Origin of the sequence: Burkholderia sp. BE12, from assembly GCF_002959955.1 — a bacterium.
GTDB lineage: Bacteria > Pseudomonadota > Gammaproteobacteria > Burkholderiales > Burkholderiaceae > Burkholderia.
Window position 1 is genome coordinate 55,976 of the sequence record NZ_PREY01000014.1, and the last position, 16,667, is coordinate 72,642.

The window sequence follows — 16,667 nt, forward strand, 5'->3', positions numbered from 1 at the left end:
ACATGGATCAATTCGCCAAAGAGACCCTGCCCACCTCCCTCGAGGAGGAAATGCGCCGTTCGTATCTCGATTACGCGATGAGCGTGATCGTCGGACGTGCCCTTCCGGATGTCCGCGATGGCCTGAAGCCCGTGCACCGACGCGTATTGTTCGCGATGCACGAACTGAACAACGACTGGAACCGCGCGTACAAGAAATCGGCGCGTATCGTCGGTGACGTGATCGGTAAATATCACCCTCACGGCGATACCGCGGTCTACGACACGATCGTGCGGATGGCGCAGGACTTCTCGCTGCGCTACATGCTGATCGACGGGCAGGGCAACTTCGGCTCGATCGACGGCGACAATGCCGCGGCGATGCGTTACACCGAAATTCGCATGGCGAAGATCGGTCACGAACTGCTCGCCGACATCGACAAGGAAACGGTCGATTTCGAGCCGAACTACGACGGCAACGAAACGCAGCCGTCGGTCCTGCCGTCGCGTATTCCGAACCTGCTGATCAACGGCTCGTCCGGCATCGCGGTCGGCATGGCGACCAACATCCCGCCGCACAACCTGAACGAAGTCGTCGACGCGTGCCAGCATCTGCTCGGCAACCCGGAGGCGACGATCGACGAGCTGATCGAGATCATCCCGGCGCCGGACTTCCCGACGGCCGGCATCATCTACGGCGTCGCCGGCGTGCGCGACGGCTACCGCACCGGGCGCGGCCGCGTCGTGATGCGCGCGGCCACGCACTTCGAGGAGATCGACCGCGGCCAGCGGATGGCGATCATCGTCGACGAGCTGCCGTACCAGGTGAACAAGCGCTCGCTGCTCGAGCGGATCGCCGAGCTCGTCAACGAGAAGAAGCTCGAAGGCATTTCCGACATCCGCGACGAGTCCGACAAGAGCGGCATGCGCGTCGTGATCGAGCTCAAGCGCGGCGAAGTGCCGGAAGTGGTGCTGAACAACCTGTACAAGGCGACGCAGCTTCAGGACACGTTCGGCATGAACATGGTCGCGCTCGTCGACGGCCAGCCGAAGCTGCTGAACCTGAAGGAAATCCTGCAGTGCTTCCTGTCGCATCGACGCGAAGTGCTGACGCGCCGCACGATCTACGAACTGCGCAAGGCCCGCGAACGCGGCCACGTGCTCGAAGGTCTCGCGGTCGCGCTCGCGAACATCGACGAGTTCATCGCGATCATCAAGGCCGCGCCGACGCCGCCGATCGCGAAGCAGGAATTGATGGCGAAGCCATGGGATTCGTCGCTCGTGCGCGAGATGCTGACGCGCGCCGAGAGCGAGAACGCGGCGGCCGGCGGCCGTTCCGCGTACCGTCCGGAAGGCCTGAACCCGGCGTTCGGGATGCAGACCGACGGGCTGTACCGTCTGTCCGACACGCAGGCGCAGGAAATCCTGCAGATGCGTCTGCAGCGCCTGACCGGCCTCGAGCAGGACAAGATCATCGGCGAGTACCGCGAAGTGATGGCACAGATCGCCGACCTGCTGGACATCCTCGCGCGCCCCGAGCGGATCACGACGATGATCGGCGAGGAGCTGACCTCGGTGAAGGCCGAGTTCGGCGACGCGCGCCGCTCGAAGATCGAGCTGAACGCGACCGAGCTGAACACCGAGGATCTGATCACGCCGCAGGACATGGTCGTCACGATGTCGCATGCGGGCTACGTGAAGTCGCAGCCGCTGTCCGAGTACCGCGCGCAGAAGCGCGGCGGTCGTGGCAAGCAGGCCACGCAGATGAAGGAAGACGACTGGATCGAGACGCTCTTCATCGCGAACACGCACGACTACATCCTCTGCTTCTCGAACCGCGGCCGCGTGTACTGGGTCAAGGTCTATGAAGTGCCGCAGGGCTCGCGCAACTCGCGAGGCCGCCCGATCGTCAACATGTTCCCGCTGCAGGAAGGCGAGAAGATCAACGTCGTGCTGCCGGTCAAGGAATTCTCGGCCGACAAGTTCATCTTCATGGCGACGTCGCTCGGCACCGTGAAGAAGACGCCGCTCGAGGCATTCAGCCGCCCGCTGAAGAAGGGCATCATCGCGGTCGGCCTCGACGATGGCGATTACCTGATCGGTGCGTCGATCACCGACGGCGCGCACGACGTGATGCTGTTCTCCGACTCCGGCAAGGCCGTGCGTTTCGACGAGAACGACGTGCGTCCGATGGGGCGCGAGGCGCGCGGCGTGCGCGGCATGCAGCTCGAGGAGGGGCAGCAGGTCATCGCGATGCTGGTCGCGGGCAGCGAGGAGCAGACCGTGCTCACCGCGACCGAGAACGGCTACGGCAAGCGCACGCCGATCACCGAGTACACGCGTCACGGCCGCGGCACGAAGGGCATGATCGCGATCCAGACGTCCGAGCGCAACGGCAAGGTCGTGGCTGCCACGCTCGTCGACGCCGAGGATCAGATCATGCTGATCACCACGGCTGGTGTGTTGATTCGCACCCGTGTTTCCGAGATACGCGAGATGGGGCGCGCCACGCAAGGTGTTACACTCATCAGTCTCGATGAGGGTACCAAGCTCTCTGGCCTGCAGCAGGTCGCGGAGGCCGAAGAGGGAGAGGGCGAAGCCGACGAGGCGTCGGACGGCGAAGCCTGAAGAACGGATGAGACTCTGGCCGCCGCGGGCGAAAAGCGCCGCGGCCGGCGAGCAACCATTCATATTTCCAAAAGGGAGTGATGATGCAAAAGCAATTCAAGCAACTGGTTCTGCTGGCTGCACTGGTGCCGACGTTCGCGATGGCGCAGGCGCTGTCGAATTCCGCACCGGCTGCTCCGGCGGCAGCTGCGCCGATCGACGCCGACAAGAAGGCAGCGATCAAGGATCTGCTCGACGCGATCGACGCGCCGAAGCTCGTGTCGGCAATCGGCAACAGCGCCGAAATGCAGGCCAAGCAGCTCGTGCCGGCGATCCTGTCGGACGCGCTGTCGGAAAACAAGTCGCTGAACGACAAGCAGAAGCAGGCTGCCGTTCCGACGCTGCAGAAGAACGCGGTGCCGAAGCTGGTCGACGGCGCAGGCAAGGTGTTCGGCACGCAACAGTTCCAGAGCGACGCGATGTCGGCTCAGTACGACGCATACGCGAAGTACTACAGCACGTCGGAGATCAAGGATCTGACGACGTTCTACAAGAGCCCGACGGGCCGCAAGTTCATCCAGGTTCAGGATCAGGTCGGCCGCGACGTGGTCAACGGCCTGATGCAGAAGTACATGCCGCAAGCGATCCAGGCAACGCGTACGCAGGCTGACAAGGAAGTCGCAGCAGTCAAGCCGGGCAAGTAAGCTGTCCGGGCACGCCCCCGGCCGTTCGGCCGGGTTTGGCGGGAGCCTGACGACAGTGCGATAATGGCCGTTTGCGCGCGAGCGCAAGCGGCCATTTCTTTTCTGGCGCGTTTTGCCGGCGGCGAGCCGGTCGCGTCCCTCCCGAGGTTTTCACGATGCGCGTCTTTAATTTCTCCGCCGGCCCCGCGGCGATGCCCGAGGAAGTGCTGCGGCAGGCCGCCGACGAAATGCTCGACTGGCACGGCAGCGGCATGAGCGTGATGGAGATGAGCCATCGCGGCAAGGAGTTCATGTCGATCCACGAGGCCGCGCTGACCGACCTGCGCGACCTGCTCGGCGTGCCGGCGAGCCACCGGATCCTGTTCCTGCAGGGCGGCGGCATCGCGGAAAACGCGATCGTGCCGATGAACCTGCTCGGCTCGCGCAAGACGGCCGACTTCGTCGTGACGGGTTCGTGGTCGCAGAAATCGTTCGGCGAGGCGAAGAAGTTCTGCACGCCGCATCTGGCCGCGACCGGCAAGACGGAGGACGGCTTCACGCGTGCGCCCGCGCACGCCGAATGGCAACTGTCGGACGATCCCGCCTACGTGCATCTGTGCACCAACGAGACGATCGACGGTGTCGAGACGTTCGAGATCCCCGATCTCGGCGACGTGCCGCTGGTCGCCGATGTCTCGTCGCACATCCTGTCGCGCCCGATGGACGTCGCGAAGTACGGCGTGCTGTTCGGCGGCGCGCAGAAGAACATCGGGATGGCCGGCGTGACGGTCGTGATCGTGCGCGAGGATCTGCTCGATCGCGCGCTGTCGATCTGCCCGTCCGCGTTCGAATGGAAGACCATCGCCGCGAACAACTCGCTGTACAACACGCCGCCCACCTACGCGATCTACATCGCGGGCCTCGTGTTCCAGTGGCTGAAGCGGCAGGGCGGCCTCGAAGCGATCGAGGCCCGCAATATCGAAAAATCGAAGCTGCTCTACGACACGATCGACGCGAGCAGTTTCTATCTGAACAAGGTCGAGCCGGCAGCACGTTCGCGGATGAACGTGCCGTTTTTCCTGGCCGACGAAACGCGCAACGAAGACTTCCTTGCCGGCGCAAAGGCGCGCGGGCTGCTGCAGCTGAAGGGCCACAAGTCCGTCGGCGGCATGCGGGCGTCGATCTACAACGCGGTGCCGCTCGAGGGCGTGAAGGCGCTGGTCGAGTACATGAAGGATTTCGAGCAGCGCGGCGCCTGACGGCGGCGCTGTTCAAACAGCACGGCAAAACGCATGGACGACGAACTGAATTCCCGCCTGAAACCGCTGCGCGACCGCATCGACGCGATCGACGCGCAGCTGATCGCGCTCCTGAACCAGCGCGCCGCGGTGGCGCTGGAGGTGGGCGAGGTCAAGAAGCATTTCAATGCGCCGGTGTTCCGGCCGGAGCGCGAGCTGCAGGTGATCGCGCGGCTGCAGGACATGAGCGCCGGGCCGCTCGCGGGCGAGCACATCAGCGCCATCTGGCGCGAGATCATGGCGGCGAGCCGCGCGCTCGAGCAGACGATCCACGTCGCGTTCCTCGGGCCGGTCGGCACGTATAGCGAACAGGCGATGCTCGAGTATTTCGGCCAGTCGATCGAAGGGCTGCCGTGCCCGTCGATCGACGAGGTGTTCCGCTCGGTCGAAGCCGGGGCGTCCGCATTCGGTATCGCGCCGGTCGAGAATTCGACCGAAGGCGCCGTATCGCGCACGCTCGACCTGCTGCTGCAGACCCAACTGGTGATCAGCGGCGAGCTCGCGCTACCCATCCATCACAACCTGCTCACGCAGAGCGGTACGCTCGACGGCGTGAAGCGTGTCTGCGCGCATGCGCAGGCGCTCGCGCAATGCCAGCAGTGGCTCGCGGCGAATGCGCCGCAGCTCGAGCGGCAGGCCGTGGCGAGCAACGCGGAAGCCGCGCGCCTTGCAGCGGCCGATCCGACCGTCGCCGCGATCGCGGGCGACCGCGCGGCCGCGCATTACGGCCTGCAGATCGCGTTCTCGCTGATCCAGGACGATCCGCACAACCGCACGCGCTTCGTGATCGTCGGCAAGCAGCCGGCCGGCCAGAGCGGTCACGACCAGACGTCGCTGATCGTGTCGGTGAAGAACGAGCCGGGCGCCGTGTTCAAGCTGCTCGAGCCGCTCGCGCGGCACGGCGTGTCGATGACGCGCTTCGAGTCGCGTCCGGCGCGCGTCGGCACGTGGGAGTACTACTTCTACATCGACATCGAAGGGCATCGCGACGATGCGGCGGTGGCGGCCGCGCTGGCGGAACTCGGCCAGAAGGCCGCGTTCCTGAAGATACTCGGTTCGTATCCACGCGCACGCTGACGGGCGGCGGCCCATCGCCTGCTTGCGCAGGCGTGGCGGCCGGGCGGGCAGGGCAGGCCGGTCGGCGCTGCCGAAGGCGGGTGCGGGCGGTATCCGGTGCAGGTGGCGCCGGGTGCGGGCCCGTTGCCCGGAATCTGGAATTCCGCATGCGGGGCATCGTTCCGCATGCGTAACTTGGCTCTTGTCGTGTCAGGCTTTGCATTCAACAAACTGGTCATCTTCGGCGTCGGCCTGATCGGCGGATCGCTGGCCCGCGCGCTGCGCGAGCGCGCGCCGGGCGGCGCGGGCGAGATCGTCGGCGTGGGCCGTTCGCGTGCGTCGGTCGAGCGCGCGCGCGCGCTCGGCGTGATCGACCGCGCGGCGGCGCTCGACGACGACGCGCAGGTGCGCGACGCCCTTGCCGGCGCCGATCTCGTCTTGCTGGCCGCGCCCGTCGCACAGACGGGCCCGTTGCTCGCGCGCATCGCGCCGTGGCTCGACGGCGCGACGATCGTCACCGATGCGGGCAGCACCAAGTCCGATGTCGTCGCGGCTGCGCGCGACGCGCTCGGCGCGCGGATCGCGCAGTTCGTGCCCGGTCATCCGATCGCCGGGCGCGAGTCGAGCGGCGTCGAGGCCGCGTTGCCCGACCTCTACGTCGGCCGCAACGTCGTGCTGTGCCCGCTGCCGGAGAACGCACCCGAAGCGGCGGCCCGGATCGACGCGATGTGGCGCGCGACCGGCGCCGACGTGCGCACGATGAGCACCGAACAGCACGATCGCGTATTCGCGTCGATCAGCCATCTGCCGCACGTGCTGTCGTTCGCGCTCGTCGAGCAGATTCTCGGCGAGGCCGACGCGGAACTGAAATTCTCGTACGCGGCCGGCGGTTTTCGCGATTTCACGCGCATCGCAGCGTCGAACCCGGAAATGTGGCGCGACGTGTGCGTCGCGAACCGCGCGGCGCTGCTCGACGAACTCGACGGCTACACGCGCGTGCTCACGCGGTTGCGCGCAGCGATCGACGCCGGCGACGGCGCGGCGCTCGAGGCCGTATTCACGCGCTCGCGCGCCGCGCGCAAGGCATGGCAGGAACGCGGCGGCACGCCCGCTGCCGAACCGGTCAAGAAATAACAGGACGATTCCCATGGACTACCTCGATCTCGGCCCGTACTCCAGCGCATCGGGCACCGTGCGCCTGCCCGGCTCGAAGAGCATTTCGAACCGCGTGCTGCTGCTCGCGGCGCTCGCCGAAGGCGAAACGACGATCACCAACCTGCTCGACTCCGACGACACGCGCGTGATGCTCGACGCACTCGACAAGCTCGGCGTGAAGCTCGCGCGCGACGGCGACACCTGTGTCGTCGCCGGCACGCGCGGCGCGTTCACCGCGAAGACGGCCGACCTGTTCCTCGGCAACGCCGGCACGGCGGTTCGGCCGCTGACCGCCGCGCTCGCGGTGAACGGCGGCGACTACCGCGTGCACGGCGTGCCGCGCATGCACGAGCGGCCGATCGGCGATCTCGTCGACGGCTTGCGCCAGATCGGCGCGCAGATCGACTACGAGCTGAACGAAGGCTACCCGCCGCTGCGGATCAAGCCCGCGACGATCTCGGTCGATGCGCCGATCCGCGTGCGCGGCGACGTGTCGAGCCAGTTCCTCACCGCGCTGCTGATGACGCTGCCGCTCGTGAAGGCGAAGGACGGCCGGACCGTTGTCGAAGTCGACGGCGAGCTGATCTCGAAGCCGTACATCGACATCACGATCCGGCTGATGGAGCGCTTCGGCGTGACCGTCGAGCGCGACGGCTGGCAGCGCTTCGTCGTGCCGGCCGGCGTCCGCTACCGCTCGCCGGGGCGGATCATGGTCGAGGGCGACGCGTCGTCCGCGTCGTACTTCCTCGCGGCCGGCGCGCTGGGCGGCGGCCCGCTGCGGGTCGAGGGCGTGGGACGGGCGAGCATCCAGGGCGACGTCGGCTTCGCGAACGCGCTGATGCAGATGGGCGCGAACGTGACGATGGGCGACGACTGGATCGACGTGCGCGGCATCGGCCACGATCACGGCAAGCTCGAGCCGATCGACATGGACTTCAACCTGATTCCCGACGCGGCGATGACCATCGCGGTCGCGGCGCTGTTCGCGAGCGGCACGAGCACGCTGCGCAACATCGCGAGCTGGCGCGTGAAGGAAACGGACCGCATCGCCGCGATGGCGACCGAGCTGCGCAAGGTCGGCGCGATCGTCGAGGAAGGCCCCGACTATCTCGTCGTCACGCCGCCGGAAACGCTCACGCCGAACGCGGCGATCGATACGTACGACGATCACCGGATGGCGATGTGCTTCTCGCTCGTCAGTCTGGGCGGCGTGCCCGTGCGGATCAACGATCCGAAGTGCGTCGGCAAGACGTTCCCCGACTATTTCGACCGCTTCGCCGCGCTCGCCAAGGCCTGAGCCGACTGTTCCGATGAAATCGACCCGACCCTTTCACCCGACTCCCGTCATCACGATCGACGGCCCGACCGCTTCCGGCAAGGGCACCGTCGCGGCGCTCGTCGCCGCCCACCTCGGCTTCCACCTGCTCGACAGCGGCGCGCTGTACCGGCTCGCGGCGCTCGCGAGCGTGCGCTACGGCATCGCGGCGGAGGACATCGACGCGCTGGTGAAGCTGATCGACGATCTGCACATCACGTTCCGCGAAGGTTGCGCGCAGCTCGACGGCGTCGACGTGTCGAACGACATTCGTGCCGAAGCGGTCGGTAACCGCGCGTCGGCCATTGCCGTGCACGGCCCCGTGCGCACCGCGCTCGTCGCGCGTCAGCGCGCGTTCCGCAAGACGCCGGGCCTCGTGGCGGACGGGCGCGACATGGGCACCGTGATCTTCCCGGACGCCGTGCTGAAGGTGTTCCTGACGGCCAGCGCCGAGGCACGCGCGACCAGGCGGCATAAGCAATTGATGCAAAAAGGTTTTTCTGCTAATATAGATGACTTGCTCCGGGATCTTCGTGAACGTGACGCGCGCGACAGCAATCGCGCGGCCGCGCCGCTGAAGCCTGCGGCAGATGCCAAGCTGCTCGATACGTCGGCACTTTCGGTCGATGAAGCCGTCGATCAGGTGCTGCAGTGGTACCGGGCGCTCGGCCAGCCTGCCTGAGAAGGCGGGCAGCGGTAGGTGCTCCGCGTCTGAGCGCGGAGCGTGTTTCGAACCCTTAACCCCGTGTGGTCTTCGATCTGGCCCTTTCAGCCTGCCATTCCGGCCGGCGTGGCACAGCGAGCCATGCACAATCAGATTTTTATGTCCGACCTGCAAACCTCCACCCCGAATACCGAATCCTTTGCGGCTCTGTTCGAAGAGTCGCTGACCCGCCAAGACATGCGCGCCGGCGAAGTGATTTCCGCCGAAGTCGTGCGCGTCGACCACAACTTCGTGGTCGTCAATGCAGGCCTGAAGTCCGAGGCTTACATTCCGATCGAGGAATTCCTGAACGATCAGGGCGAGGTTGAGGTGCAGTCGGGCGATTTCGTGTCCGTCGCGATCGACGCACTCGAAAACGGCTACGGCGACACGATCCTGTCGCGCGACAAGGCGAAGCGCCTTGCATCGTGGCTGTCGCTGGAAAAGGCGCTCGACAACAACGAGCTCGTCACCGGCACGATCACCGGCAAGGTGAAGGGCGGCATGACCGTGATGGTCAACGGCATCCGCGCGTTCCTGCCGGGTTCGCTGGTCGACACGCGTCCGGTCAAGGACACGACCCCGTACGAAGGCAAGACGCTCGAGTTCCGCGTGATCAAGCTCGATCGCAAGCGTAACAACGTCGTGCTGTCGCGTCGTGCAGTGATCGAAGCAACGCAAGGCGAAGAGCGCGCGAAGCTGCTCGAGACGCTGAAGGAAGGCGCGATCGTCAACGGCGTGGTCAAGAACATCACCGATTACGGCGCGTTCGTCGACCTCGGCGGCATCGACGGCCTGCTGCACATCACCGACATCGCATGGCGTCGTGTGCGTCACCCGAGCGAAGTCCTGTCGGTTGGCCAGGAAGTCACCGCGAAGATCCTCAAGTTCGACCAAGAGAAGAACCGCGTCTCGCTGGGCATCAAGCAACTGGGCGACGATCCGTGGGAAGGCATCTCGCGCCGTTACCCGTCGGGCACGCGCCTGTTCGGCAAGGTCACGAACATCACCGACTACGGCGCATTCGTCGAAGTGGAATCGGGCATCGAAGGCCTCGTCCACGTGTCGGAAATGGACTGGACCAACAAGAACGTCGCGCCGTCGAAGGTTGTCCAGCTGGGCGACGAAGTCGAAGTCATGGTCCTCGAGATCGACGAAGACCGCCGCCGTATCAGCCTCGGCATGAAGCAGTGCAAGCCGAATCCGTGGGATGACTTCAGCCGCAACTTCAAGAAGGGCGACAAGATCACGGGCGCAATCAAGTCGATCACCGACTTCGGCGTGTTCATCGGTCTGCCGGGCGGCATCGACGGCCTGGTCCACCTGTCGGACCTGTCGTGGAGCGAAGCCGGCGAAGAAGCCGTTCGCAAGTACAAGAAGGGCGACGAAGTCGAAGCAATCGTGCTCGGTATCGACGTCGAGAAGGAGCGTATTTCGCTCGGCATCAAGCAGCTCGAAGGCGACCCGTTCAGCAACTACGTTGCAATGAACGACAAGGGCTCGCTCGTCGACGGCGTCGTGAAGACGGTCGATGCGAAGGGTGCGGTCATCACGCTGACGGGCGACATCGAAGGCTACCTGCGCGCGTCGGAAATCTCGCAGGATCGCGTCGAAGACGCACGCAACGTGCTGAAGGAAGGCGACAAGGTCAACGCGATGGTGATCAACATCGATCGCAAGTCGCGCGGCATCAACCTGTCGATCAAGGCGAAGGATTCGGCCGAACAACAGGAAGCGATCCGTGGCCTGCAGTCGGACTCCAGCGCTGCTGCGACCGGTACGACCAACCTCGGCGCGCTGCTGAAGGCGAAGCTCGACGGCCAGAACCAGTAAGCCTTACGAGGTCTGCTGAAGTATGACCAAATCCGAGTTGGTCGCGCAGCTGGCATCGCGATTTCCGCAACTTGTCCTCAAGGATGCGGATTTCGCGGTGAAAACGATGCTCGATGCGATGTCCGACGCCCTGGCGAAAGGGCATCGCATTGAAATTCGGGGTTTCGGCAGCTTTGGCCTCAATCGTCGCCCGGCGCGCGTCGGACGCAACCCGAAGTCGGGGGAGAAAGTGCAGGTGCCCGAGAAGTTCGTGCCGCACTTCAAACCTGGCAAGGAATTGCGTGAACGCGTCGACGGCCGCGCCGGTGAACCGCTGAAGGCTGACGATCCGGACGACGAGCGTTGAGCGTCGTTCGGTGTGCCCGGAACCTGTCCGGCGAAGGCTGAAAAGAAAAGCGCCCCTTGCGGGCGCTTTTTTCATTTCCGGCAACCGATGCGCAACGCCGCGCACAGGATGTGCGCAGCCGCGGAAACGCTTCCTTTACAATACGGGTCGATTCGGTGCGACGAAGGGGAGTCGCGCGCCGCGGCAAACCTCAACAAAGAGAGGGCTTCATGAAGTTTATCGTCTGGCTGATCCGGGTATTGGTGTTCGTCCTGCTGCTGGTGCTTGCGCTGGCCAATACGCAAACCGCGACGCTGAATTTCGTTGCCGGCTACGCATGGCAAGCGCCGCTGATCCTGATCGGCCTGGCATTCTTCGCCGTGGGGCTGCTGGCCGGCCTGCTGTCCGCGCTGCCTTCGATCTTTCGTCTGCGCCTCGAAAACGGGCGTTTGAAGCGCGATCTGCGCGCGGCGCGTGAAACGCCTGCCGTCATCGACCAGCCGCCGATGCCGCCCGTCATTTAACCCGGACGCCGCGCGATCATCGCGCGGTTTTCGTCTCTGCTTCGATATTTCGCATGGATCTGGATTTCTGGTGGTTGCTCGCGATTCCGGTCGCATTCGCGCTCGGTTGGGCGGCGTCACGCTATGACCTGAAGAATCTCCTGTCGGAGAGTGCCAACCTGCCGCGTTCGTATTTTCGCGGCCTGAATTTTCTGTTGAACGAACAACCCGACAAGGCGATCGATGCGTTCATCGAGGTGGCCAAGCTCGATCCCGAAACGGTCGAGCTGCACTTCGCGCTCGGCAACCTGTTTCGCCGTCGCGGCGAGACCGACCGCGCGATCCGCGTGCACCAGAACCTGCTGAGCCGCACCGACCTGCCGGTCAACGAGCGCGACCACGCGCTGTACGAACTGGGCCAGGATTTCCTGAAAGCCGGCTTGCTGGATCGCGCGGAAGAAGCATTCCACAAGCTCGCGGACGGCGACTACGCGCTCGGCGCACAGCGGGCGCTGCTGACGATCTACGAGATCGAGAAGGACTGGAACAAGTCGATCGATACGGCGAAGCGTATCGAGTCGATGAGCGACAAGCCGCTCGGCATCGAAATCGCGCAGTTTCACTGCGAACTCGCGCAGGACGCACTGCAGCGCAAGAATGCAGCCGCGGCCGCGGAGCAACTGCGGCTCGCGCTGACCGTGAATCCGCAGAACGTCCGTGCGACGATTCTGTCCGGCGACGCGGCGGAAGCGGCGGGCGACCACGCGGCCGCGATCGAGCACTGGAAGCGCGTCGAAGCGCAGAATCCGGCCTATCTGCCGCTCGTGGCCGACAAGCTGATGAAGGCGTACGTCGCGCTCGGCAGGAACGTCGAAGGCGCCGAGCTGCTGATGGGGTACGTCGATCGTTATCCGTCGAACGACCTGCTCGACATCGCCTATCAGCATATCGCGGGGCTGCGCGGCCAGGATGCGGCGCACACGCTCGCGCGCACGCAGATGGAAAAGTCGCCGAACCTGTCGGGGATGCTGCACCTGCTCGATGCGCAGATCGCGGCGGCCGAGGAACCGCGCCGTAAGGAACTTGAAATGATGCTTGCGCTGATCAAGCAGCGCACGAAAAATCTGCCACGGTATACGTGCCAGAATTGCGGTTTCCGGGCACGGCTCTTCTACTGGCAGTGCCCCGGATGCAGCGGCTGGGAAACCTATGCGCCGCGCCGCGTCGAACCTGCGATGCCGGGCTGATCCCGGCACGCGGAGCCGACGCGCCGCGGTTGCCGCCGGGCTCGTCCCGGCGGCCAAGTTAGTCAATTACCGGGAAGTACCGGAACATCTATGAAAATCACCATCATCGGCACCGGCTATGTCGGCCTCGTCACGGGCGCCTGCCTCGCGGAGATCGGTCACGACGTCTTTTGTCTCGACGTCGATCCGCGCAAGATCGACATCCTGAACAACGGCGGGATGCCGATTCACGAACCGGGGCTGCTCGACATCATCGCGCGCAACCGCACGGCGGGGCGCCTGCGCTTCTCGACCGACATCGAGGCGAGCGTCGCGCACGGCGAGATCCAGTTCATCGCGGTCGGCACGCCGCCCGACGAGGACGGCTCGGCCGACCTGCAGTACGTGCTCGAGGCCGCGCGCAACATCGGCCGCCACATGACGGGCTTCAAGGTGATCGTCGACAAGTCGACGGTGCCGGTCGGCACCGCGCGGCGCGTGCACGGCGTGGTCGACGAGGCGCTTGCCGCACGCGGGCTCGCGGGCAGCGTCGCGCATCGCTTCTCGGTCGTGTCGAACCCGGAATTCCTGAAGGAAGGCGCGGCGGTCGAGGACTTCATGCGCCCGGACCGGATCATCATCGGCGTCGACGACGACGAGACGGGCACGATCGCGCGCGAGAAGATGAAGAAGCTCTATGCGCCGTTCAACCGCAACCACGAGCGCACGATCTACATGGACGTGCGTTCGGCCGAATTCGCGAAATATGCGGCGAACGCGATGCTCGCGACGCGCATCTCGTTCATGAACGAGATGTCGAATCTCGCCGACAAGGTCGGCGCCGACATCGAGGCCGTGCGCCGCGGAATCGGCTCCGATCCGCGCATCGGCTATCACTTCCTGTACGCCGGCGTCGGCTACGGCGGCTCGTGCTTCCCGAAGGACGTGCAGGCGCTGATCCGCACCGCGGGCGAGAACGGCCAGCCGCTGCGCATCCTGGAGGCCGTCGAGGCCGCCAACCATGCCCAGAAGGACGTGCTGATCGGCAAGATCGAGCAGCGCTTCGGCGCCGACCTGACCGGGCGCGAGTTCGCGGTCTGGGGCCTGGCGTTCAAGCCGAACACCGACGACATGCGCGAGGCGCCCAGCCGCCGCCTGATCGCCGCGCTGCTCGCACGCGGTGCGACCGTGCGCGCCTACGATCCGGTCGCCGTCGACGAAGCGCGGCGCGTGTTCGCGCTGGATTTCGGCGACGATGCGGACGTGCTGGCGCGACTGCATCTCGTCGACACGCAGGACGTCGCGGTCACGGGCGCGGACGCACTCGTGATCGTGACCGAGTGGAAGGAATTCCGCAGCCCCGATTTCACGCGCCTGAAGGCCGAACTCAAGGCGCCGGTGATCTTCGACGGGCGCAACCTGTACGAGCCGGACGCGATGGCCGAACTGGGCATCGACTACTACGCGATCGGCCGGCCGTATGTCGATCCCCAGTCGTTCTCCCGTGGCTAACGTACGATGAATACTCTTCGCGAAATCGTTCCGGTGCCGCGCGAGCAACTTGCGCGCTCGCGTGTGCTCGTCGTCGGCGACGTGATGCTCGACCGCTACTGGTTCGGCAACGTCGATCGCATTTCGCCTGAAGCGCCGGTGCCGGTCGTGCACGTGCAGCGTCAGGAGGAGCGGCTCGGCGGCGCGGCCAACGTCGCGCGCAATGCCGTGACGCTCGGCGGCCAGGCTGGGCTGCTGTGCGTGGTCGGTTGCGACGAGCCCGGCGAGCGGATCGTCGAGCTGCTCGGCAGCAGCGGCGTGACACCCCATCTCGAGCGCGATCCGGCCTTGCCGACCACGATCAAGCTGCGCGTGCTCGCGCGCCAGCAGCAGCTGCTGCGCGTCGACTTCGAGGCGATGCCGACGCACGAGGTGCTGCTCGCGGGGCTCGCGCGCTTCGATGCGCTGCTGCCGCAGCACGACGTCGTGCTGATGTCGGATTACGCGAAAGGCGGCCTCACCCACGTCACGACGATGATCGAGAAGGCGCGTGCGGCCGGCAAGGCGGTTCTGGTCGACCCGAAGGGCGACGACTGGGCACGCTATCGCGGCGCATCGCTGATCACGCCGAATCGCGCCGAACTGCGCGAGGTGATCGGGCAGTGGAAATCGGAAGACGACCTGCGCGCGCGCGTCGCGAATCTGCGTGCGGAGCTCGGCATCGACGCGTTGCTGCTCACGCGTTCGGAAGAGGGCATGACGCTCTTTTCCGCGGGCGGCGAACTGCATGCGCCGGCGCTCGCGCGCGAAGTGTTCGACGTGTCGGGCGCGGGTGACACCGTGATCGCGACGGTCGCGACGATGCTCGGCGCCGGGGTACCGCTCGTCGACGCCGTGGTGCTCGCGAATCGCGCGGCAGGCATCGTGGTCGGCAAGCTCGGCACGGCCACGGTGGACTACGACGAACTGTTTCACTGAGTGCATTCGGCGGCGCGACGAGCGCGCCGCACGAGTGGCTCGCACTTTTCAGGCAGGACGATCATGACCCTCATCGTCACCGGCGCGGCCGGTTTTATCGGCGCGAACATCGTCAAGGCGCTCAACGAGCGCGGCGAGACGCGCATCATCGCGGTCGACAACCTGACGCGCGCGGACAAGTTCCGCAATCTCGTCGACTGCGAGATCGACGATTATCTCGACAAGACCGAATTCGTCGAACGCTTCGCGCGCGGCGATTTCGGCAAGGTACGCGCGGTATTTCATGAAGGCGCCTGTTCGGACACGATGGAAACCGACGGCCGCTACATGATGGACAACAACTTCCGCTACAGCCGCGCGGTGCTCGATACCTGCCTCGCGCGGGGCACGCAGTTCCTGTATGCATCGTCGGCCGCGATCTACGGCGGCTCGACGCGTTTCGTCGAGGAGCGCGACGTCGAGGCGCCGCTGAACGTGTACGGCTATTCGAAGTTCCTGTTCGACCAGGTGATCCGCCGCGTGCTGCCGAGCGCGAAGAGCCAGATCGCGGGCTTCCGCTATTTCAACGTGTACGGCCCGCGCGAGACGCACAAGGGCCGCATGGCGTCGGTCGCCTTCCACAACTTCAACCAGTTCCGCGCCGAAGGCAAGGTGAAGCTGTTCGGCGAGTACAACGGTTATGCGCCGGGCGAGCAGACGCGCGATTTCGTGTCCGTCGAGGACGTGACCAAGGTGAACCTGTTCTTCTTCGATCATCCGGAGAAGTCGGGCATCTTCAATCTCGGCACGGGCCGGGCGCAACCGTTCAACGATATCGCGTCGACGGTCGTGAACACGCTGCGCGCGCTCGACAACCAGCCGCCGCTGACGCTCGCGCAGCAGGTCGAGCAGGGGTTGATCGAATACGTGCCGTTCCCCGATGCGCTGCGCGGCAAGTACCAGTGCTTCACCCAGGCCGACCAGACGAAACTGCGCGCGGCCGGCTACGACGCACCGTTCCTGACCGTGCAGGAAGGCGTCGACCGCTACGTCCGTTGGCTATCCGGCCAGGTTTAAACCGGCGCGTTGCATCGATAGACTGGGTCTCACGGTCGGCAGCCGCCGGCCGTTTTACTTCGGAGATCCAGCACATGATCAGGAAATGGTTTGCCGCAGCGGTCATGCTCGGCGCAGTGGCGTCGGCCTGGGCTGCCGTCGACGTCAACACGGCGAACGAGGATGCGCTCGTCGGCATCAAGGGCATCGGTCCGGCGCGGGCGAAGGCGATTCTCGACGAGCGCGGCGCACACGGGCCGTTCAGGAATGCGGACGATCTCGCCACGCGCGTGAAGGGCATGGGCGGGCATACCGTCGAGCGGCTTCAGCAGGAAGGGTTGACGATCGGCGCGGCGGCGGCCGCCGCGGGCACGACGCCGTCGGCCGCAGGCAAGCCGGCGGCAGCGAAACCTGCCGCCGCACCGGCTCGCACCGCGCAGAAGTAACGGGTCGCGCGTACCCGACAAACGGCTCCTTCAGT

The 16,667-nt window shown here is 65.6% G+C and carries 15 protein-coding genes; all 15 read left to right on the forward strand.

The annotated features are described in order from the left end of the window. Positions 1 to 2: 2 nt before the first annotated feature. The 15 genes from gyrA to C4B30_RS17580 all read left to right on the forward strand — a co-directional run bounded on the left by gyrA (position 3) and on the right by C4B30_RS17580 (position 16,632). Positions 3 to 2,606, forward strand: coding sequence for a DNA gyrase subunit A (gene gyrA / locus C4B30_RS17510; RefSeq protein ID WP_027783860.1), 2,604 nt, complete (start codon positions 3 to 5; stop codon positions 2,604 to 2,606). Positions 2,607 to 2,689: 83 nt separating this feature from the next. Next, on the forward strand, positions 2,690 to 3,289 hold the full coding sequence (locus tag C4B30_RS17515; protein WP_027783861.1) for a DUF2059 domain-containing protein: 600 nt from the start codon (positions 2,690 to 2,692) through the stop codon (positions 3,287 to 3,289). 155 nt (positions 3,290 to 3,444) lie between these two features. After that, on the forward strand, positions 3,445 to 4,527 hold the full coding sequence (serC, locus tag C4B30_RS17520; RefSeq protein WP_027783862.1) for a 3-phosphoserine/phosphohydroxythreonine transaminase: 1,083 nt from the start codon (positions 3,445 to 3,447) through the stop codon (positions 4,525 to 4,527). A 33-nt stretch (positions 4,528 to 4,560) separates the two neighbouring features. Next, positions 4,561 to 5,643 carry a prephenate dehydratase gene (pheA, locus tag C4B30_RS17525; RefSeq protein ID WP_027783863.1) on the forward strand — a complete coding sequence of 361 codons (1,083 nt, stop codon included), beginning with the start codon at positions 4,561 to 4,563 and terminating at the stop codon, positions 5,641 to 5,643. 186 nt (positions 5,644 to 5,829) lie between these two features. Further along, positions 5,830 to 6,756 (forward strand): prephenate dehydrogenase, encoded by a 927-nt coding sequence (locus tag C4B30_RS17530; RefSeq protein ID WP_027783864.1) that lies wholly within the window; start codon positions 5,830 to 5,832, stop codon positions 6,754 to 6,756. 13 nt (positions 6,757 to 6,769) lie between these two features. Next, positions 6,770 to 8,074 (forward strand): 3-phosphoshikimate 1-carboxyvinyltransferase, encoded by a 1,305-nt coding sequence (gene aroA / locus C4B30_RS17535; RefSeq protein ID WP_027783865.1) that lies wholly within the window; start codon positions 6,770 to 6,772, stop codon positions 8,072 to 8,074. Positions 8,075 to 8,087: 13 nt separating this feature from the next. After that, positions 8,088 to 8,774 carry a (d)CMP kinase gene (gene cmk, locus C4B30_RS17540; RefSeq protein WP_006476573.1) on the forward strand — a complete coding sequence of 229 codons (687 nt, stop codon included), beginning with the start codon at positions 8,088 to 8,090 and terminating at the stop codon, positions 8,772 to 8,774. Positions 8,775 to 8,915: 141 nt separating this feature from the next. Further along, a complete protein-coding gene (gene rpsA, locus C4B30_RS17545; protein ID WP_027783866.1) occupies positions 8,916 to 10,628 on the forward strand; it encodes a 30S ribosomal protein S1 in 1,713 nt (570 codons plus the stop codon). 22 nt (positions 10,629 to 10,650) lie between these two features. Next, positions 10,651 to 10,974 (forward strand): integration host factor subunit beta, encoded by a 324-nt coding sequence (locus tag C4B30_RS17550; protein ID WP_006486894.1) that lies wholly within the window; start codon positions 10,651 to 10,653, stop codon positions 10,972 to 10,974. Between the two features lie 209 nt (positions 10,975 to 11,183). Beyond that, positions 11,184 to 11,477, forward strand: a complete 294-nt coding sequence (locus tag C4B30_RS17555; protein WP_012328123.1) for a lipopolysaccharide assembly protein LapA domain-containing protein — start codon at positions 11,184 to 11,186, stop codon at positions 11,475 to 11,477. A gap of 53 nt (positions 11,478 to 11,530) precedes the next feature. Next, positions 11,531 to 12,703 (forward strand): lipopolysaccharide assembly protein LapB, encoded by a 1,173-nt coding sequence (gene lapB, locus C4B30_RS17560; RefSeq protein WP_027783867.1) that lies wholly within the window; start codon positions 11,531 to 11,533, stop codon positions 12,701 to 12,703. Between the two features lie 90 nt (positions 12,704 to 12,793). Then, a complete protein-coding gene (locus C4B30_RS17565) occupies positions 12,794 to 14,194 on the forward strand; it encodes a UDP-glucose dehydrogenase family protein (RefSeq protein WP_027783868.1) in 1,401 nt (466 codons plus the stop codon). Between the two features lie 6 nt (positions 14,195 to 14,200). After that, positions 14,201 to 15,151: a D-glycero-beta-D-manno-heptose-7-phosphate kinase gene (gene rfaE1 / locus C4B30_RS17570; protein ID WP_051421387.1), complete on the forward strand. Its 951-nt coding sequence runs from the start codon at positions 14,201 to 14,203 to the stop codon at positions 15,149 to 15,151. Between the two features lie 63 nt (positions 15,152 to 15,214). After that, positions 15,215 to 16,207, forward strand: coding sequence for an ADP-glyceromanno-heptose 6-epimerase (gene rfaD, locus C4B30_RS17575; protein WP_027783869.1), 993 nt, complete (start codon positions 15,215 to 15,217; stop codon positions 16,205 to 16,207). A 74-nt stretch (positions 16,208 to 16,281) separates the two neighbouring features. Next, complete coding sequence (locus C4B30_RS17580; RefSeq protein ID WP_027783870.1) at positions 16,282 to 16,632, forward strand: ComEA family DNA-binding protein; 351 nt, start codon at positions 16,282 to 16,284, stop codon at positions 16,630 to 16,632. The last annotated feature ends 35 nt before the right edge of the window (positions 16,633 to 16,667 follow it).